The organism is Proteiniclasticum ruminis DSM 24773, assembly GCF_000701905.1.
In the GTDB taxonomy this organism is placed as follows: Bacteria; Bacillota; Clostridia; order Clostridiales; family Clostridiaceae; genus Proteiniclasticum; species Proteiniclasticum ruminis.
This window is the reverse complement of the sequence record NZ_JNKC01000009.1, coordinates 33,850-53,126: the sequence shown is the minus strand read 5'-3', so window position 1 is coordinate 53,126 and position 19,277 is coordinate 33,850. Positions and strand designations below refer to the sequence as shown.

Here is a 19,277-nt window from a genome sequence, read left to right as displayed (position 1 = left end):
AGGTAAAAAGCATCCTCATAGGCTGTTTATTGGCATTGGACAGCACCGCGAACACAGAGACCATGATGTGACACCCTGATATTCTTCCATAGCTTTTTCTGCTCTTATAGATTGGCCTCTTCTTTTTTCTGATTTAAGAAATGTTGAATGAGATCAAAATACCGTTTCTGTAAAAGCACTGTACCCGGAAAGGTACCACTTCTATAGACATCACGCTTCTTCAGATCATTTCTTGTTATGAGCTCTGCCAGATTACTCACCTGAGTTCCAGCATCCTGATGAAGAAGGTAGATACCATCATTGCGCTCCATCTCATCAATAAGAACCGAATCCAAGGTGGTGGCAAAAAGACACGTTCCTTTCAGGTTCACCTCAGGATTTGAAAATAGCCTTAAAAGAGTAACAGCCTTATCTTTCGCCATCTCCTTCTCCAGCCCATCCACTAGGAGATATCCTCCGTATTTCAGCACCCGAGAGGCCATATGGAGTAGCACCTTGCGTCTCATAAGCCCCGGCGAAAGATATCTTCTCAGTTCTTTCGCCTCCTTGAGAAAGAACTGGTCCATATCATAGAACTTCAGATGGATTCCTTTCGCTCCCGTCACTTCATACACCGTATCCAATGTGATCTTCTCAATTTGGGGTGCCGTAAACTTCAAAAGACTCTTATCCACGGAGAGAAACATCTGAAGAAGCTCTTCTTCCGATAATGTAATAAGATCCAGATGCTCCATTCCACATGTCTCCTCCTTGTAGATGTCCTTCGCAATGCTTACATCAAGAGGCAAGTAGTCAGCTTTGCCTTTCCGGATGAGAACCGGCAATTCACCCTCGAAGGTAAAGAGATTTTTTCTCGATCGTATCTTCGCAGGCTCCTTCTCATAAAGCGCTTCATTTTCTATAACAAACCTACTTTCCTCCTCAAAGAAGTCCACATCCTTTCGGATGGTGGTCACCAATTTATATAGCTTTTCCGATGTACCCATAAAATACGTTTCCAGATGAAATCGCTCTCAAACACTTACGCCATCAAGAATAATGGCGTTTTTCATGAGTGACAGAGGCATACCTTCCAGCATTCGCATGGCAAAGGAGATCATCTCTATGGTAGGCGATTTTCCAGATGTGTTATCTCCTATGAACATCAGTGTGCTGTTCTGATAAACCCTGGGGAGCAGCTCGTAAAGATGGCTGTTCCCTTTCATCCCCCGCTGCCGTGCGACAAATTCCAGCTCCAGAGGAGTCTTATAGGCCTTGAGGCCTTCTATTTTAAGTTTAAGCAGTCTCATGTTCTTCATCCTTTATTCTGATTTCTTTTGTTTTCTCAACGAACCTTGTTCTGTCGGTTGTTTCTGCTGTTTACCGTACATGTTTCTTAGATATCAAAGGCTTCTTTTTGAATAAGCCAATCAACAGATGCGCCATCATCTGCTTTTCCTTCATTGATATTCTAATTTCGTGCCTCTAATTGGCTTCCTTCTAGAAGCTTTCTTATGAACTCAGAGAAATAGCGATAAAATTTCATCCTTTTTCCCTTATCATCCATTGCCAAAATAATATAGAACTCTATAGTTTTGTTTCATTCCCCATTCATCGTGTCCGATTTTGCCTAGGCTACTTTCGTTTGTTATAACACTCCAAGGGCGTAAATCCCCATACAACGCATGGTACATATGAACAGCTATCTTTCAGGTGATTATGCTGCTAATCCATATCTCGAAAGATTAATGCTGGCGTTATAATCCCTGTGTATAACACAATCACATTCCTCACAGATATAAGTTCTTTCTGATAGTGACAGTCTTGTTTTTACATGACCACACTCACTACAGGTCTTGGATGATGGATACCAGGTGTCAACCTCTACAAATTCTATCCCATTAAACTCACACTTATACTTCATCTGCCTTCTGAACTCGTATAAGCATTGATTCCCAATAGCCTTTGCTAAGTGTCTATTACTCATCATACCTCTAATAGTAAGCGTCTCCATAACAACTCGGGATGGTTTGATTTTCACGATCTCACTTGTCGTCTGGTGCAAATAGTTATTTCTTATATTACTAATTTCCCTATGAAGCAGCTTAATTTGCTTCTCCAGTTTCACTATGTTACTGGTTTTTACGAACTTTTCTCCGCTCTTATTCATCTCATATTTCCTGGACACCTGACGCTGTAACCTACGTAGCTTCTTCTCCTTCTTCCTCATCACTTTACTTTTATTTATATTCTTATATACCTGTCCATTAGAACATACTGCCAGGTCTTTAATCCCAACATCAATCCCTAAGCTCTCACCAGTCAATTCTAACTCAGGCTTTTCCATTTCTACCCCAACAGCTACATAGCAGTATTTCCCATCATAGGAAACTCTGGGGCTACTGTACTTCTTCTCCAATGGAATCTGATTTTTCTTTATACTTACCCAACCAACCTTCTCTAATATTTTATTGCAAACCATCTGGAATCCTTCCAAATTAACGGTATCCAGAAAGTTCACCCCATCCATGTCTATATTTATGATGCATCGTGAGACGATGCTCTGAACTTCAATTAAATTATAATGTTCTTTTAATCGTTTACAATGCATAAAAATTTTGCACATCAGCAAATATCCCCTCCCTGCATTCATCTGCTAGGATTTACACCCCACTGACACATCTGTAATATTGACGAAGATCCCCCCTAGAAGCTTCAGCTAAAATAAAAAAGGATCCCATGAAGCTTATTTTAGAAAGCTCCATGGAATCCTTTTTTATTTCCTAGTATTTATTGAGGTGAACGCCTAGGTTCTACTGCTCACTGCTGTAGATGATGGTACCGCTTTTCCCAACCAAAGCATCATTGGCTTTTTCCAAAGACCCGATGATTGCTTTTCTGTCCTTTCCGGACTGGGCAAAGGCCACACCTGTGAGCACCTTAGGGAGCATACTTCCAGGTGGGAACTGTCCTTCCTCTGCATAGCGCAGGGCCTCTTCCACATGCATGCTGGAGAGATTTTCCTGGTTTTTCTTGCCAAAGTTGATGGCCACCCGGTCCACTCCAGTGAGCATGAACATGAAATCACAATCAGAAAGCTCTGCCAGCTTTCCACTGGAAAGATCCTTGTCGATGACCCCTTCCAGTCCTTCAAAGCCAGACTGTGTCCTTTTCACAGGGATTCCGCCACCCCCTACAGAGATGACGATGTGTCCTGCAGAAAGAAGAACCTTCACAGACTCCTTCTCCACGATGTCCACGGGCTTTGGTGAAGGCACCACTCTACGGTAGCCTCTTCCAGAGTCTTCCACAAAAGGATATCCTATGGCCTCTTCCTGAGCCTTGGCCTCCTCAAGGGTCATAAAACGGCCGATGGGCTTTTGAGGATTCTTAAAGGCCTCATCCTTCTCATCCACCACCACCTGGGTGACCACGGAGAGCACTTCTCTATGAATGCCTCTTTTCAGAAGCTCATTCTTTAACGCATTCTGCAGATGATAGCCGATGTAGCCTTGACTCATGGCCGTGCACTCGGTAAGAGGCATTTCTTCCTTGGACATGGCATCATGAATCATGCCCACCTGAGGACCATTTCCATGGGAAATGATCACTTCATGTCCCTTTTCAATGAGATCTGAAATGGATCTGGACGCTTCTTTCAGCGCTTCCTTCTGTTCTTTCCAGGAATTTCCCAGGGCGTTTCCGCCCAGGGCAATCAGTATTCTACTCATTCGCGTTGCTCCTTTTTTCTGCCAGAGCCAGAAGAGCTTTCTTGAAACAGTCCATTGGAGGGCTTACAAGACCTGCACCTACCTGACCGATACCGGCTACTTTATGGGCCATTCCTGTATTGATGATGGGAAGAGTGCCTGTGGCGATGACCTTCAGGACATCGATGCCGATGGCAGATCCTCTGAAATCTAAAGTAGGAATGGAGAAGTTTGTATTCTCAGATGTGGTGATGGTGTACATCTTTTCGCTGTAGGCAATGGCGTCCGCCACGGTTCCACCTACAAACTGCACGATGGCAGGAGATCCGCCCATGGCAAATCCGCCGATGCCCATGGTTTCTGTGATGGTGCTGTCCCCGATGTCAGGGTTTGCATCGTCTTCGGTGAAGCCTGGGAAAAGAAGTCCCTTGATTTTATCTGCAGGTGCAGTGAACCAGGTTTCCTTGCCAAGACCGCTGATTCTGATGCCAAAATCCACACCATTACGGGCCATGGTGGTGACCACAGTGGATCCTTCTACATGCTGGGCTGCATCTGTAGCTGCCTTACAAGCCGCCATGGAAAGGTTCAGGAAGTAGTGGTCATTGCCTTTCATGAACTCCACACATCTGGCGATGGCCTTCTTGTCTTCCTCCAGGAGGAAGAAGTAAGAGGAGATCTCACGGAAGAAGAGACTGGTGGCTGCCTTGTTTCTGTTATGGCACTCATCTCCCATATGCACCGCCTGGGAAATGAGGCTCTTGATGTCTACGCCGTCTCCCTTTAATGCCAGAGCTTTCTTCATGATGGGCGCAAACTCTTCACGGATCCACTTGAGCCTCTTGATGACGCTCTCGTCATAGGCGCCATATCGAAGCACCTTGCCAAGACCTTCATTGACACTGCAGAAGGACACGTTGCCATGGGTCATGTCTTTTACCACATGCACCGGCATGTGAGGAGAAAGAACGCCAGCCATGGGACCTACCGCACTATGTTCGTTGCAAGGGGAGAACTTGATGATGCCGGACTCAATAAGCTTCACCGCTTCCTCTTCATTCTTTGCTCTGTCTTCAAAAATAAGAGCTCCAATGACGGCCCCCTTCATGGGCCCGCACATTCTCTCCCAGGAAATAGGAGGACCTGCATGGAGGATGGTATTCTCATCCATACCAGGCACCACATCAATGGCTTCCGCCATATCGATGAGGACGCCATGGGAAGCCTTCATGATGTTTACCACCTTCTCATTGGCTTCCTTGATCTTCTCATCCTTCTCCAGCACTTCCAGTGCCTTAATAAGAGAAACATCACCACCGGCAGGTGGCTTCCAGGCCACATGGACTACGTCTCTTTCCTGAAGCTTCAGATCTTCAATAAATGTTTTTGCACCAATATTTACTACCTTCAGTTCACTCTGAAGAAGCTTACTCATTTCACTCATTCTCTATACCGCCTTCTTCATGATCATTGCTGCCGCCAGGGCTGCTTCTTTATTGCTGTCAAAGACCAGGATGCCATGCTCTCTGAGAAGTCTCTTCTGGAGATGATAGTCCTGCTTATCCAGGTCTGTACCAAGCACGTAAGCCACAAACACCAGATGTCTGTCGTCTTTCTCAGCCAGGATCTTCGCCTTTTCAATGGCCTTCAAGGTCACTTCCACAGCTTCGTCATGGGATCCGTAGCCCAGTTCAAAGTCCAGTAAAATAATACCGGTCTCTTCCTTCGCCGCTTCTCTTAGGATGTGCTCATTTCTTAAGGAAGGCTCAATCATCGGATGAGGCTTTCCGTTGGTGTACTCATCCTCACCCAGATCTAGAAGCACATGTCCTTTGGTCTTCACGCCATCGGTGAGCTTTTCTTCGCTCTTCTTGGCCACATTGCTCTTCACAGGACCTAGAGCGTCTCTTAAGATGCTGAGGCCTTCTGCACATAAGGTGCCACCACAGTAGAGTCCACGTAGGTCTGTCTGCTTTTCTGATAGAAGATCGCTGTACTTCTTTGGATCAAATCCGGCAAGAAGCTCTTTCTTCTCTTTCTCTGGCTGAAGAAGAGATACTGCAAGCTCTGCGCCCTCATAAAGTCCTTTGGCAAAATGCACATGCTCTGGAAGTCCTTCCACAGGCTCTCCATCCAGGAAGCACACCACCACAGGTTTCTCCACCTTGCTGATGGTTTCAAAGATCTTGTCCGCAATGGACTTGGCTGGTGGCTTAGATACCAGAAGAAGCACTTTTGTGTCCGGATCGTTACTTAGCGCCTCAATGCCCTGAAGCATCATGATGCCGCCGATCTTCTCATGAAGATCCCGCCCGCCGGTGCCGATGCCATGGGAAACGCCTTCGCCCAGATGATGGATCTGAACCATAACTTCCTGAAGACCTGTCCCTGAAGCGCCGACGATACCGATGCCTCCTCGTCTTACATCATTGGCAAAGCAAAGGCCTGTGCCGCTGATAAAGGAGGTGCCGCAGTCCGGTCCCATGACAAGAAGTCCCTTGTCTCTGCCCATTTCCTTCAGCTCACGCTCTTCTTCCAGTGACATGTTGTCACTGAAGATCATCACATGAAGTCCAGCCTCTAGAGCTTTTCTTGCTTCTCTTGCCGCATAGTCGCCAGGAACAGAAAGCACCGCCACATTGGCTTCAGGCAGAAGTTCCACCGCTTCTTCCACGGATTCTGGAATCACTTCCGCGCCTTTTCCCTGGACTTTTTTCTTTGGAGACAGAAGCTCATGGATCATCTTGTACGCTTCTTCCACCACTTCTTCCTTTTCAGAAGAAACAGCCAGAAGAAGATCCGATGGACCTGCGCCTTCCATTTCCTCTGTGAAAAGTCCTACGCTCTTCAGAAGGTCCTTGTTCATCTCTGTGGCCATGGAGACCACCGCATCTATGACGCCTTCCATCTCCCGGATCTTGCCGGTGAGAGACATAAGAGTCACAGAGTCAAAATACATATTCTTTCTCAGTTCAGCTTTTTTTATCATCATTTCCTCCACATTGTTGTTCTAGATTGAGTTCAAGTGCAAAAAGTGCACCAGAGGCCATATCCGTCCCCGAAATAGACCCAATATTCAGTAATTTCTTCATAGTATGGTTCCGTTTTTCCGGATCATTTCCGTAGAGCACTTCCTCACAGAAGTCTGTAAGATCTCCAGGAAATCTGCCCTCTTTGCCAAAGTGCAGCATCTGGAGGCTCACCTCCGTGGTGCTGACTGTTCCTTGTTCCAGAAGGGTCTTAAGCTTTTGTGCGGTGTCTCGCACAAAGCTTTCTTGCAAATAAGATGCCATGGCCATGAATCCCAGGGCGAAATCATCCCCCGAGGGTGTCAGGCCGAGGCCAAGTCCTAGAATCTTTCTAAAATCTCCCGTTCTTTTCATCTCTAAAATTCTTTCCTGAAAGGCTTTTTCCAGATACCCCTCTGGAGATCCGGGAAGAAAAAAGGAGAGGCAACCTCCCCGCTTTCCTTTCCTCCGAAGCTCTTTCAGTGTTTCTTCCAAATTGTCTTTGGGATTCCCTGGGCCCATGGCTGTGGCATTTCTTTCTGGAGGCTTTCTCACAAGTAGATCTGAAAGATCCACCTGTAAGCTGTGTCCAAAGATCAGCATGCAAGAAGCCAGGTGCACAGGCTTTCCCAAAAGATCATGATATTCCTCGAAGTTGATCTTCCCCGAAATTTCCAGGGTGCCTGGCAGATACATCTGCCGCTCTATAGAAACGGTCCAGAGTCTGCCGCCCTCCTCCATAAGATTCATGGTGGAGGAAAATATGCTGTGGACCTTCCCTCGGAATCTTATCCCAGGCTGAAGCCTCTCAAAAAGAAGCTCCTCCGCCCGGAGACCTTTTACAGTTCTCACTTTTCGTCCTCCGCCGGAAGAAAGAGATCCAGCGCAATGGCGGTGACCGCAGAAGGCACCACACCGGAAGTTAAAATCAGCTGAATGTCCTGATGAAGATCCCCCAGGGCCTCAGGCACAAGGCTAAGCCCAATGCCAAGTCCCAAAGACAAGGCAATGATGAGGGAGTTCCTGCTGGTGAAAGGAATCTTTCCCAGGAGAGAGAACCCAGACACCGCCACCATGGAAAACATGGCAATGGAAGCCCCGCCCAGTACAGGAATGGGAATCATGGACAGCACTGCTGCAAACTTCGGGAAAAACGCTAGAATCAGCAGCATATAAGCACCAATTCTTACCACATGACGGCTGAATACCCCCGTGAGATTCACCACCCCGATGTTCTGGGTATAAGAGGTATTGGGAAATCCATTCATAATAGCCGCTAAGGAACTGGCAAACCCATCAGCAAGAACGCCTCCGGTCTTTTCCTCTTCTGAAGGCTCCCGGTCTTCTCCTGCCACGGTGATGGCAGAGATGTCTCCCAATGTTTCAATGGTGGTGGCCACATACATAAACAGCATACCAATGATGGCCGCTGGATAGAATTTCCACTGGTACTGGAAAGGTTTTGGCACAGCCATCCAGGAAGCACTGCGGATGGCGCTGCCATCGAGCATACCCAGGATGCCTGACAGAACAAACCCTGCCAGGATACCGATGAGAATAGAAGCGGATTTCACAAACCGGTTTTTGGACTTATGACAAAGAACAATGGTCATAAGCACCATCGAGGCAATACCCAAGGACTTCAGATCCCCCAGATTATTGGCACCCCCCGCCGCCTGGCGGATGGCCACCGGGATGAGGGTCACCCCCAAAGTGACCACCACCACACCGGAAACCAAAGGGGTAAATACTTTCTTCAGCTTATGCAGGCTCTTTCCGAGAACCATCTCGAAGAGTCCTCCGATGAAGCTGGAGGCAAACACCGCACCAATGCCATAAGTGCCTGCAATGGACAGGACCGTGGCAAGAAACGCGTTGCTGGTGCCCATGACAATGGGCAGACCCGACCCGATCTTTTTACCTTTTCGGATCTGGATGAGGGTCCCCACCCCGGCCATGAAAAGCGCACACTGGATGAGAAAAGTCTTGTCCTTCCCAGGAAGATCCAAAAGTGCTGCCACCATGAGGGGCACGGTGATGTTCGCGGCAAACATGGCAAAGATGTGCTGGAAAGCCAGAGGCACCGCCTTCTTCAGCTCCGGTTTGTCCTCAATCCTATACAAAATATCTCGGTTCTCTTTCACTTCAGCCATATCTTTGCTCCTTTACCTGTTTCGTCTGTTTTTCACGTCTTGCTGTCTGTTATACAAATATCACGGCCATGGCGGTGAGAAGTACCATAGCGCCAATGACATACTTGAAGTTCATGCGGATGACCCCCATGATATCAGAGTCAAATCCCTTCGCCAAGGCTGCCACGTTGATCTGCACAGGGCTGATCTGAGTACCAAGTCCTGTGGCAATGGCCACAAAGCCCATGGCTTCTGAAGGAAGACCCAGTGCGGAAAGGGTAGGCAGAATAAGGGTCAGCACTCCGGCAGTGAATGCGCCTGATGGAATGGCAATGAGGAAGGCGATAATCATGGCCACCGGCAGAATGATAGACTCCGGTGCATTTCTCGCAATACCTGCAATCTGTTCAAAGGTGCCCAGTGCTGCAATCATATTGATGAAGGATAAGAAGATTCCTACAGAGAACATGGTGGTCAGAATGAATCTGGACCCGTCAATGAGGGCTTCTGAAGTTTCATCTGTGTTCATATTGGTGAGAAGCACTGTGAGTACTGCCGTAAGAATTACGGTGGTGGCAGGGTTAAAGAGGGCAATACCCAAAAGACCGTTGATCTTGCTGCCCGCTACAACCATCAAAAGAAGTGCGATGGCTGGGAACGCTCTTTTCAAAAGCTGTCCTGAGGAAGTGTTTTCAAGATCGTCTTCTTTCGCCTGATCTTTTCCAGTAAAGAGTGCGCCTCTCTTCTTCACGCCATAGACGGCTAGAGCAAAGGCAAAGAGGTAGAATGCGATGGTGAAAGGCATCATATTGCTGGCATGAATTCCCACATCCACACCTGCGCTTTCTGCAGCCAGAATGGTTTCTGTAGAAGCTGGCGAGGTGGTGAAGCCTACCGCAGAGATGATGGCCATGGCTGCGATGACTTCTGGCACTGCACCAACAGCTGCAGCAACGAGAGGTGCTGTTACCATGGTGTTTCCTGCGCCCATACCTGCCATATAGGTGGCAAAGCCCTGGATGAGGACGATGATCCCCGCAAGGATGGCAATTTTACCTTTGAGGCTCTTTCTGAAAAGAGTTACCAGAGCTTCAATGCTTCCCGCCTGGGAAACCATAGCAGCAGAAGCTGCATAGAGGATTGGCACCGTGATGCCCAGCATGTTGGAGATGCCTCCCACAAACATACCTGAAACATCAGAAAGGTTCATCCCGCCGATGAGGATGGCAGCCAGTCCTCCGAAGAGTCCTGCCACCAGCATATGCTTCTTCATGAAAAGAAGCGCAACAACTATGATAAGAGGCACAAGATTAATTAGTAAATCCATTTTCTGTCTCCTTTACGTCATCCCTCGACGTTTATTTTTCGATAATTACGGCCACTGGACCGCCGCCTGCTGGTCCCTGGTGCTCTGCACCACCGGATACGTAGACCATAGGGTCTCCCACAATTCCTGCGATGAGTCCATTAACTACTGCTCTTGCATGTCTTGTGTGGTTGATGTCAGAGTCCGTCAGCATGGTGTTTCTTCTGCCTCTCACATATCCATCTGGAGAAGCTTCTGCCTTCGCCAGCACATTGACGATTCTCTTCTTGTCTTCTTCTGTAGGCAGTTTGTCCACTGAAAGACCTGCACTGTTCATGGCTTCGATGATGCTGTTTAGATCAATGGCATCCTGCATGACGCTGTGACCGATTCTGTACTTGCTCTTTGATCCCTTGGCATTTCCCATGAGAATAATCTCGCAGTTTAGAAGTTCAACGCCCGCTGAGGTGGAAGCCACACCGGAATACAGGCTGTAGTCTTTTAGAATGGTCTCTTCTGTAACTTTCGCCTCATCCACTTCACCCAGAGCAATGGCAACGCCTAGTGCAGATGCGCCTCTGGTGTATCCCATGGACTTGTAGGTGTCGGTGACCACAACTTTCTTGCCACGCTTTTCCGCATCAAGAATTCTGTCAGAAGTTAAAAGCGGACACTTGATCTGCACAAAATGCACATCATCCTTGCTTTCGATGTTGGCCTGCTCCATGAGCTCCAGCACCACTCTTTTCACTTCCTGAACCATGGTGACGGTTCCCATTTCTTCTGGCAGGAAGTTTCTTGTGAATCCTACCGTTACATTCAGTGCTTTTTCTAAAGATGTGGTTTCCTCTTCCAGTTCTTTTCTTGTGAAAATCATCACGTGAGGAGACATGACGCCTTCGGTTCCACCGGACATAACAAAGGCCACCTTCTTCTCCACATCATGCTCGGATAAGCCTGTGAGCTCAGAGATGGTTTTTCTGTATGCCATGGTGCAGAATCCTCTGGTGAAGTCATTGACACAACCGTTTCCTTCTGTCTTTCCGAGAACTGCAATGATGTCCTCTGCGACAATTTCTCCTGCTGCTACTTTTTCCTTCAGTACGGACACATCATCTGGTCCTGCCACTGGAAGTTTGAATACGTTGATATCTACCATGTTGTTTCCTCCTAGAATGTTGATTGTTAACAAATTATCTGTTGCCCTCATCATATCATGAAGGAAAATGTGATTTCATCATGATATAGTGCCAAAAGAAAACGAGTTCACTGTCACCAAGTGACAACGAACCCGATGAGGATACTATCTGTTTTATAGGTCTTCTTTCAGTTCTCTAGACTTTTCCGCCTTCTGCCATATATAGGCATAATAGGCAAAAACAAGTTCTCCTAAAGAGAAGCCCTGCTCCAGTTCCACCCCCAGCTCCTTCAGCTTCTCGATTCTGTGGCGCATGGTGTTGTAATGGATGAACAGCCTTTTGGCGGCGTTCTTGGCATTTAAGTTCTCCTCCAAAAGCACCCGAAGGGTTTTGAGAAGATCGCCGCTGTGGGTTTTCTCATGAATCAGCAGTCTGCCAAGCTTCTTTTCCACAAAAGCTTCCAGAAGCACTTTATCTTTCATTTCCCTCAAAAGAGAGAACATCTCATAGTCCCGATAGGAAGAGGTGAAGTCGTTTTCTTTAAGAAGACTGCCGATCTCCAGTGTCATTTTTGCCTGGCGGTAAGAAGAAGGCAGCTCCAGTATGGACAACGCCTCTTCGGAGATGCCGATGCCAAGACGCATCTCTGTCCTTTTCATCTGAAGAAGCTTCTCTGCGGCATTTTTCAGCGCCTCTTCCCTCTTCTCCAAAAAGATGGTGTTGATGAAGATGACGATGGAGTCGTCCAGATAGACATATTTGAACTTCTTTCCCGTGAGCCTCAGCTCTCTTTCCAGCACCCTGTCAATGATCTTCTCATCCATGACCTCCTCATAGTAGGTCTTTTTCATTTTCTCATCGCCGTTGAAGATCTTCAGCACCAGGATCACCTGGGGAAACTCCATGTTCCAGCCGAAGTACCGAGCTTTATTGATGGTCTCCATGGGAGAGGTGACCTTTCCCTGGAGGATGTCACGGATAAAGGAATCCTGGAAGCTTCTTTCCTTTTCCATGACGGCATAGTTTTTAAAATACACCGAGGCGATGAGAAGAGAAGCTTCTTCCGCGGCCACCTGAAGGCTGTCGCTTTTCCCATTTTCTTTCAGAAGAAGAAGATAGCCAAAGAGCCTGGCTCCTGCCCGGATGGGATGGAGAATATAGTTCTCTTCACTTAAAAGCTTTTCTCCCAGATGCACTTTCAACACGCCCCGCTCCGGTGTGCCTGTGAAGGTATAACAGGGATCGCAGGCTTCGCCGGACCGGTGAAGCACCTTATAGGAAGCATCCAGAAGCACCGCTTCACTCTGGCAGATGTCCGCAAGGCTCTGGAGAAGCTCCGGGATTTCCCGGCCTTCTAAAAAGAGCCCCATGAGGCGGTCATGGACATTATTTCTAAAGTTCAGCACATCCATATGTTTTTTCAGGGAAATCTCCAGGATCTCTGTGACAAGCCCCGAGAGATTGGCTTCTTTGGGAAGCTCGATCACCGGGAAGGACAATGCGTCCGCCTGCTCCTTCATCCTCTCTGGAATGCCGCCAATGTACCGGAAAGGCTTGATGCAGATGCCGGAGACTCCAAGCTCAGAGAGCCTTGGAATCAGCTCTTCCATGGCCTTCTCATCCTCATAGACCGGAAAGAGGGTCGTAATGAGGAGATTGTTTTTTTCCACATAAGGAAAGATATCTGGAACCTCCATGAGCATGGCATTATTCACCATCAGGTGCATGCCGGCTTTTCCAGCCACCACCTTCGCATTCTGGAACCCGTCCAGCTGAAGTATGTTTTCAATTGTCACCAGTGCCATCTTTCTATCTCCCCCTTCTATCACTTATGTACATTATGCGGAAGGCAGCCTTCTTTGACAAGGCCTCTCTACTTCTTTCTTCGAATAGTATCAATTCTCATAAACGTGTGAAGATTAGAACAATAAAAAACCGCAAATCGAAAGATGTGTTCAACACCCTTTGATTTACGGAAATCATTATTTTTAATTCTAATTCTAACTACGAGATATGATACGCTTAAATTAATCCATTGAAATCACTTCAAGATTATCCTGTCAGTGACTATCCCCAAATATCAACGTTGGGTATTTCTACACTTTCCAACTTATTTGAATCCACATCAATATCAATGGATAGTTTTATACCATCGGTTCTCAAATAATACTGTGAAAAATGTACAGGACGAGATTCATCCCAGATGATTTTTCTGATTTGAACCACTTGGTCTAAAGGAGACACATTCATATGTCTTGCTACTTCATCATTTGGATGCACAATTTCCACTTCTTTTTTTGCCTTTTTGAACTTGATCCCAAAGTGCTGATTAATCAACCTAAATGTCGAGACATTATCAGCCACCAAATTCTCAATATCCGGGTAAATGGATGTAGGTAGAAAAGCATAGTCCACACTGATGGGTCTATCCCCTTCTCTGATGATACGGACCAATTTTAAAACCTCCATTGCTCCTTCCTGCCCAAAAAGCTTAGCAAGACTTTTATTGGCAGTGATGATTTTCTTTTCCAAAATCACCTTCGTTACTTGATGGTTTCCAATCTGAAGACCATCCGTAAAACCTTCTTCAAGGTTTAGAATTCTCACCGGTCTTTTTGCCTTCTCCACAAATGTTCCTTTTCCTCGGACAATCCGAAGAACCCCCTCATCCGCAAGTTCTTTCACTGCCCTACGGATGGTGATTCTGCTTGCACCAAAAAGTTCACCCAGTTCGAGCTCAGAGGGAATTTTTTCACCTTCCCGGAACTCACCATTTTCTATCATCTTAATAATCATGATTCTGATTTGGTCATAAAGATAGGCTGAACTTTCCATAAAACACCTCTATTACTACATCTTATGTACATAGTATACCATATCAGCCTCTATAATTCTTTAGGATAACCAAACCCTCCGTAAAATGTACATGTGTTTTTCGCTGACTCTGCTCCTCTATAGAGAGCTTCTTGCACTGTGAGTTGATCCATGTATCCAACAAGAAATGCTCCGATAAAACTATCTCCAGCACCCATAGTATCTACAACTTCTGTTTTCAGAGGGGCTTGTTCATAGATTTTTCCATTTACAATGAATATTGCAGGCTCACTCCCTCTAGTAATTCCCACCACACTTATACTGTACGGTTTTAAATTCTCTATCAGACCACGTAATTCCTCCTGAGTTAGATGGGATCCAGAGAAGAATGCAAACTGCACATAGGGACAGACTCTTTCCAGATAACTTCTATCATGACGGTCCGAAAAATCAAAGCTTACCGGAATCACAGAAGATAATGCAGGCAGTTCTTCTTCAAAGGAAGAATAGCAGCTAGAATGTGCAAGGTCAAAGTTTTTAATATAGGAGAGATCCTCTTCTGTAAGCCTCAACTTCACGCTGTGCTGTACAGTATTTTTAGGGCCTCCAACAAATACACGATCTCCATCTTCTGTGAGATTTACTTTGGGTTGTCCGCTGATCCCCTTGACCTCTCTAGAGTGACCAAATGGAATATTTTCCGTTTGAAGACACGTCTTGATATGCTCTGCTTTGTCATCTGACGCAAAAATACCGAGATAATGTGCCTCTTCTGCTCCTGCACGTTTGGCATTTACAGCCACGTTGACACAGTTCCCTCCTGGATAAAATAATCCCTGATCCAGATAGCAATCTACCACATTGTCACCTATTCCAATTATTTTCATTCAATATCCCTCCAATATAAGTTATCCCTTGACAGATCCTTCAGACAAGCCTCTGACAAGATGCTTCTGAAGAAGAATAAGAAGAATGATCATAGGCAGTGTCGCAATAACCATACCAGCTAAAAGTACTCCCCAATCCGTTCTTAACGCATCTCTAAAATTCATCAGACCTGATGGGATGGTCTTTAGGCTATCAGAATCAATGAATATGGTAGCAAACAAAAACTCATTCCATGCATAAAAACTAGTAAGAACTACTGTGGTCAGTAGTATAGGTTTTGACATGGGAAGGTAAATTTTCAAATAGATTCCAAGTTCACTGCAGCCATCTACAATTGCCGACTCCTGTATTTCTCTTGGGATACTAAGGAAATAGGAACGTAGAAGAAGGACAGAAAGAGGCAGACGAAACGCAATATAAGGAAGAATCAGCGCAAATCTTGTGTTGAGGAGATTCATATCCGTCAAAATCCCATGAAGAGGAATTAGTGCCACCTGGGGATTGATCATCATTCCAGCCATAATAAACACCAGAGCTACATCAATGAGTCTCGTCCTATATCTAGACAATGCATAAGCTGCCATAGAAGCAATAATAACAACTGAAACAACCGTGGCACCTGTTACGATGACACTATTAAGAAAATATGCCGAGATTCCTTTAGACCATGCAGTCTGATAATTCTCCACCAACCATTTTGCTGGAAATCCCCATACATCATTATAAATCTCGTTGTAGCTCTTCATGGAAGAGACCACCATCCAGAGGAGAGGATAGATTACAAGTACTGCACCTGTGATGAGCAACACATGAGTGAAAATTACACCTGGAGACCATTTTACTTTTCTTGAAGATTCTTTGAATTGCTCTCTCATCCTTAATCCTCCTTCCCTGTTCTGGATATTTTGATTTGAATCAGCGCAAAAATTGCAGTGAGTATAAAAATTGTGATGGCTATGGTGGAAGCATAGCCCATTCTGTCCCTAAAGAATCCCATCTGATACATATACACAGAAAGGGTTGTGGAACTTGTACCTGGCCCGCCACTAGTGAGGATATAGGGTTCATTGAACACCAGCATGGAACCATTGATGGTAATCAGAGAATTCACAAACAAAGTTTCTCTCACCTGGGGAACTGTGACACTGATAAACTGTCTGATTTTACCAGCTCCATCTAATTCTGCTGCTTCATATAATTCTTTTGGTATTTTCTGAATCGCTACTACAAAAAGCATCATCACATAGCCAATACTCTGCCACTGACTCATGGCGATGACAGCATAGATGGCTGTTTTTGAATTTCCTAACCACGCTTTTCCAAGCGTCTCCAGACCAATAAGTTCTAGAAAGCTGTTCAAAAGCCCCATTTGTGGATTGTAGATAAATCCAAAGAGTAATGCAATGACCGAGATGGAAATCATCACCGGCATGAAAAATGTAACCCTAAAAAAAGCAGCAAATCTTCTAAAAATCTTATCTTCCAGAATAGCAGCCAGTACGAGACCAAAACCAACTTGTAAGGTCACGGAGATGAGTGCATATCGAATATTGTTCTTCACTGCTGTTAGAACTGTCTTATCTCCTAGGAGTGTCTGAAAATTGCTCCAGCCTACAAAGCTCTTCTCTGGTGAAAATACAGAGAATGAAAAGAAACTGTTGTAAAAATTCTGGATGAGTGGTACAAATACAAACACTGTGAGAAAGATCAGGCTGGGCAGCAAAAATAGGATTGGGGATAGTTTTCGCTTGAGTTTCGCCATGGCTTTTCTCCTTCCAGTTACTTCCTATAAACAAAGGCTCCGAAGAGCCTTTGAAAAGAGGAAGAAAAATGTTTACTTTTTTAATCTTTCGGCTTCCGCTTGTACATCCTTCATGATATCTTCCGGCGTCTGCTCACCAATGGCGAGATTCTGTCCACCTCTCATAAAGATGTCTGCGATATTGATGTTGACTGCATTATCAAACCAAGGCGCTGTCGCTGAAGCACTATTGACGATTTCATATGCCTCCATTCTAAATGCTGATGTGTTTGTTTCATCAACTCCACCAATTATCGCATTCAGCTGTCCATCCGTTTTTGTAAACTCATAAGCTGTCTCTTTGGATGTAAGGAACTTCAGAAAGTCTACTGCTTCCTGAGGTGCGTTCTTACTGATCATCCACCCTTCTGGCGCTCCGGTAAGTGCATCCTTGTCTCCCTTTCCTCCTTCTATTTCTGGAAAGTTAAAGAATCCGAATTCTACATCACTGCCGTCTTCCACCATTTTAACTTCAGCAAACTGCATGTATACGATGGGCACTTCACCAGCAATAAACATATTTCTTGCTGTTTCGTGGTCAATGGCTGTTGCTGTTTCACCCATATACTCTGTGAGCTCTTTGAAAATCTCAAGACCTCTGATATATCCAGGATCAGTAAATTCTCCAGTGGCAACATTATAGTCTTTCGTCGTTACAGCAGGATCCAACACTCTTTGAAATATTGTGCCCATATAATGTGAGATTGCCCAAGCATTGGTCAGACCTTCCACAATTGGTGATTCCCATCCAGCTTCTTGCAGTTTCTTCAGAACATCTACAAATTCACTGTAAGTTTTAGGAGCAGATAAATTGTTCTCTTCGAAAATAGTCTTGTTATAGAAGAAAGCTTTACCATCAATGGTGAATGGAATTCCATATACGGTATCATCAAAGGTAAACCCAGAGAACTGAGACTCAATGATACTATCTTTCCATGCTTTATCAGCATCCAAAATCTCATTAAGAGGCTGGATTCTATCAGAAGATACAAGATTCTGAGCAAAGGAATCAGACCATGAGGTGAAGATATCTGGTAAATCATCATTGGATATTAACACACGGATTTTCTCTTTATAGCTGTCATTGAGTACAGCATCAATATTGATTTTAACATGAGGATTGGCATCCATGAACTCTTTTGCTTTCTGATCATAGAAAGATTTTCTGGGTTCATTTGGCCATCTATGGAAAAAATCAATGACAACTTCATCTTTTCCAGAAGGGGTCTCCCCTGGAGTATTCGGTTCTTCACTAGTGCCTGAACTACATGCTGCCAGTGTTGGAAGAAGAAGTGCTGCCGCTAAAAACATGGCTATTTTCTTTTTCATTTATTTTCACTCCCTTATTTTTATTTTTAGGTACCCTTATCTTTTGTTTAGTATTCCATCTTCCACATGTATCTTCTGACTGACAGCGGATGTCCGGTATGTTCTGCGAGACCATCTGCATAGAGCCTCATCACCGCTCCAGATACTGCGGGAGCAAGGAACTCTTTTAGATCTTCTTCTACCCCTGGTAAAAGAAGTTCTTTCATATCTACCACTTCCACATTGTCACTGAACTTCTTCGCAAATGCAATTGCTCTTTCATCTAAAGGTCTTGTAGCTCCTTCACCATTGATGATAAGGAATGGTACATCATAGTCTGTCACTTCAAAGGGTCCATGGAAGAACTCTCCTGCGTGAATAGCATTGGAGTGAATCCAAAGCATTTCCATTAAAAGACAACTGGTGAAAGAGTATGCCTGATCAAAGTATGCGCCGGAAGCCATCGTATAGATGAGTTTCTCTCTTTTATTTCTCTTCCCAAAGCTGAAAGCAGCATCCATGAACTTCTCTTTGTTCACATTTAAAAGGGTTTCCAGATTATTTAGAGCATTTAATACTCTGTCAAATTTCTCATGAGGTGTCAGCGCATTCAGAAGATTGAAAACTAGTGCATAGTACATTCCTGTGTCGCCATCCACTGCATCAGAACCATCTTTGTAGTTATAATGAATAACATACTCCGCTTCCTTGCATAGTGGTGATTCTGTATCCATAGAGATAGCAATCGTTAAAGCCCCTTTTGCTCTTGCGAACTTTGTTGCTTCTACCGTTTCAGGTGTCGTGCCGCTGTGAGATCTGGTAATCACCACACTGCCTTTTCCAAGCCCTTTAGGATTCATATGAATAAATTCATTGGATGTATAGACCTTGCTTGGCAATTCCAGCTCTCTGGAGAAAAAATACTCTCCAGGTCCAAGAGCAGCCTTAGAACCTCCGCAGCCGACAAAGAAGAAGTTTTTAACTTCCGTGGCTTTTACTGCATTCACCACTTTTGAGATTTGTTCCTGATGTTCAACTTTCATACATGTACCTCCTAGATCTCTTTATAACATCATATGATGTCTTGCCAAGATAGTACATCTTATGACATCATAAGTCAACACCAATCTTTATCTAATTATATTGGATAATCGATTACATTTATGATTTAATTAAAATATCTCAATCTTAT

At 45.1% G+C, this 19,277-nt stretch carries 16 protein-coding genes and 1 pseudogene; all 17 read right to left on the bottom strand.

Annotated features, from left to right (window positions below; all coding sequences use genetic code 11):
- Window positions 1-104 precede the first annotated feature (104 nt).
- Window positions 105-986, bottom strand: a complete 882-nt coding sequence (locus T487_RS0110900) for an AAA family ATPase (RefSeq protein WP_031577156.1) — start codon at window positions 984-986, stop codon at window positions 105-107.
- A 27-nt stretch (window positions 987-1,013) separates the two neighbouring features.
- Window positions 1,014-1,289 (bottom strand): hypothetical protein, encoded by a 276-nt coding sequence (locus tag T487_RS0110895; protein ID WP_031577154.1) that lies wholly within the window; start codon window positions 1,287-1,289, stop codon window positions 1,014-1,016.
- A 407-nt stretch (window positions 1,290-1,696) separates the two neighbouring features.
- Window positions 1,697-2,446: pseudogene (locus T487_RS0110890) on the bottom strand (RNA-guided endonuclease InsQ/TnpB family protein); the annotation flags it as partial.
- A gap of 346 nt (window positions 2,447-2,792) precedes the next feature.
- Window positions 2,793-3,710: a carbamate kinase gene (gene arcC / locus T487_RS0110885; protein WP_031577151.1), complete on the bottom strand. Its 918-nt coding sequence runs from the start codon at window positions 3,708-3,710 to the stop codon at window positions 2,793-2,795.
- Window positions 3,703-5,133 carry a YlbE family protein gene (locus tag T487_RS0110880; protein ID WP_031577150.1) on the bottom strand — a complete coding sequence of 477 codons (1,431 nt, stop codon included), beginning with the start codon at window positions 5,131-5,133 and terminating at the stop codon, window positions 3,703-3,705. The genes arcC and T487_RS0110880 overlap by 8 nt, the downstream gene beginning before the upstream one ends.
- A 3-nt stretch (window positions 5,134-5,136) precedes the next feature.
- The gene (gene fdrA, locus T487_RS0110875) at window positions 5,137-6,681 is read right to left on the bottom strand and encodes an acyl-CoA synthetase FdrA (protein WP_242848054.1); all 1,545 of its coding nucleotides are present in this window, start codon (window positions 6,679-6,681) and stop codon (window positions 5,137-5,139) included.
- Window positions 6,662-7,549, bottom strand: coding sequence for an oxamate carbamoyltransferase subunit AllH family protein (locus T487_RS0110870; protein ID WP_031577146.1), 888 nt, complete (start codon window positions 7,547-7,549; stop codon window positions 6,662-6,664). The genes fdrA and T487_RS0110870 overlap by 20 nt, the downstream gene beginning before the upstream one ends.
- Entirely contained in the window at window positions 7,546-8,850 is a 1,305-nt protein-coding gene (locus T487_RS0110865) for a uracil-xanthine permease family protein (RefSeq protein WP_031577144.1), read from the bottom strand. Before T487_RS0110865 ends, T487_RS0110870 begins: the two co-directional genes overlap by 4 nt.
- A 49-nt stretch (window positions 8,851-8,899) precedes the next feature.
- Window positions 8,900-10,156, bottom strand: coding sequence for a hypothetical protein (locus tag T487_RS0110860; RefSeq protein ID WP_031577142.1), 1,257 nt, complete (start codon window positions 10,154-10,156; stop codon window positions 8,900-8,902).
- Between the two features lie 31 nt (window positions 10,157-10,187).
- Window positions 10,188-11,294, bottom strand: coding sequence for a cyanuric acid amidohydrolase (atzD, locus tag T487_RS0110855; RefSeq protein WP_031577139.1), 1,107 nt, complete (start codon window positions 11,292-11,294; stop codon window positions 10,188-10,190).
- 153 nt (window positions 11,295-11,447) lie between these two features.
- Window positions 11,448-13,079 carry a PucR family transcriptional regulator gene (locus T487_RS0110850; protein ID WP_031577137.1) on the bottom strand — a complete coding sequence of 544 codons (1,632 nt, stop codon included), beginning with the start codon at window positions 13,077-13,079 and terminating at the stop codon, window positions 11,448-11,450.
- A gap of 262 nt (window positions 13,080-13,341) precedes the next feature.
- Entirely contained in the window at window positions 13,342-14,109 is a 768-nt protein-coding gene (locus T487_RS0110845) for a GntR family transcriptional regulator (RefSeq protein ID WP_051651675.1), read from the bottom strand.
- Between the two features lie 50 nt (window positions 14,110-14,159).
- A complete protein-coding gene (locus T487_RS0110840) occupies window positions 14,160-14,975 on the bottom strand; it encodes a PfkB family carbohydrate kinase (protein WP_031577133.1) in 816 nt (271 codons plus the stop codon).
- A 21-nt stretch (window positions 14,976-14,996) separates the two neighbouring features.
- A complete protein-coding gene (locus tag T487_RS0110835) occupies window positions 14,997-15,851 on the bottom strand; it encodes a carbohydrate ABC transporter permease (protein WP_031577132.1) in 855 nt (284 codons plus the stop codon).
- A gap of 2 nt (window positions 15,852-15,853) precedes the next feature.
- The gene (locus T487_RS0110830; RefSeq protein WP_031577131.1) at window positions 15,854-16,738 is read right to left on the bottom strand and encodes a carbohydrate ABC transporter permease; all 885 of its coding nucleotides are present in this window, start codon (window positions 16,736-16,738) and stop codon (window positions 15,854-15,856) included.
- A gap of 72 nt (window positions 16,739-16,810) precedes the next feature.
- Window positions 16,811-18,106 carry an ABC transporter substrate-binding protein gene (locus T487_RS0110825; protein ID WP_031577129.1) on the bottom strand — a complete coding sequence of 432 codons (1,296 nt, stop codon included), beginning with the start codon at window positions 18,104-18,106 and terminating at the stop codon, window positions 16,811-16,813.
- Between the two features lie 47 nt (window positions 18,107-18,153).
- Window positions 18,154-19,128 carry an SIS domain-containing protein gene (locus T487_RS0110820; RefSeq protein ID WP_031577128.1) on the bottom strand — a complete coding sequence of 325 codons (975 nt, stop codon included), beginning with the start codon at window positions 19,126-19,128 and terminating at the stop codon, window positions 18,154-18,156.
- Window positions 19,129-19,277: the final 149 nt, after the last annotated feature.

Coding starts and splice junctions, on each gene's coding strand:
- T487_RS0110900 (WP_031577156.1), bottom strand. CDS start 986: ATGGGTACATCGGAAAAGCTATATAAATTGGTGACCACCATCCGAAAG.
- T487_RS0110895 (WP_031577154.1), bottom strand. CDS start 1,289: ATGAGACTGCTTAAACTTAAAATAGAAGGCCTCAAGGCCTATAAGACT.
- arcC (WP_031577151.1), bottom strand. CDS start 3,710: ATGAGTAGAATACTGATTGCCCTGGGCGGAAACGCCCTGGGAAATTCC.
- T487_RS0110880 (WP_031577150.1), bottom strand. CDS start 5,133: ATGAGTGAAATGAGTAAGCTTCTTCAGAGTGAACTGAAGGTAGTAAAT.
- fdrA (WP_242848054.1), bottom strand. CDS start 6,681: ATGATGATAAAAAAAGCTGAACTGAGAAAGAATATGTATTTTGACTCT.
- T487_RS0110865 (WP_031577144.1), bottom strand. CDS start 8,850: ATGGCTGAAGTGAAAGAGAACCGAGATATTTTGTATAGGATTGAGGAC.
- T487_RS0110860 (WP_031577142.1), bottom strand. CDS start 10,156: ATGGATTTACTAATTAATCTTGTGCCTCTTATCATAGTTGTTGCGCTT.
- atzD (WP_031577139.1), bottom strand. CDS start 11,294: ATGGTAGATATCAACGTATTCAAACTTCCAGTGGCAGGACCAGATGAT.
- T487_RS0110850 (WP_031577137.1), bottom strand. CDS start 13,079: ATGGCACTGGTGACAATTGAAAACATACTTCAGCTGGACGGGTTCCAG.
- T487_RS0110845 (WP_051651675.1), bottom strand. CDS start 14,109: ATGGAAAGTTCAGCCTATCTTTATGACCAAATCAGAATCATGATTATT.
- T487_RS0110840 (WP_031577133.1), bottom strand. CDS start 14,975: ATGAAAATAATTGGAATAGGTGACAATGTGGTAGATTGCTATCTGGAT.
- T487_RS0110835 (WP_031577132.1), bottom strand. CDS start 15,851: ATGAGAGAGCAATTCAAAGAATCTTCAAGAAAAGTAAAATGGTCTCCA.
- T487_RS0110830 (WP_031577131.1), bottom strand. CDS start 16,738: ATGGCGAAACTCAAGCGAAAACTATCCCCAATCCTATTTTTGCTGCCC.
- T487_RS0110825 (WP_031577129.1), bottom strand. CDS start 18,106: ATGAAAAAGAAAATAGCCATGTTTTTAGCGGCAGCACTTCTTCTTCCA.
- T487_RS0110820 (WP_031577128.1), bottom strand. CDS start 19,128: ATGAAAGTTGAACATCAGGAACAAATCTCAAAAGTGGTGAATGCAGTA.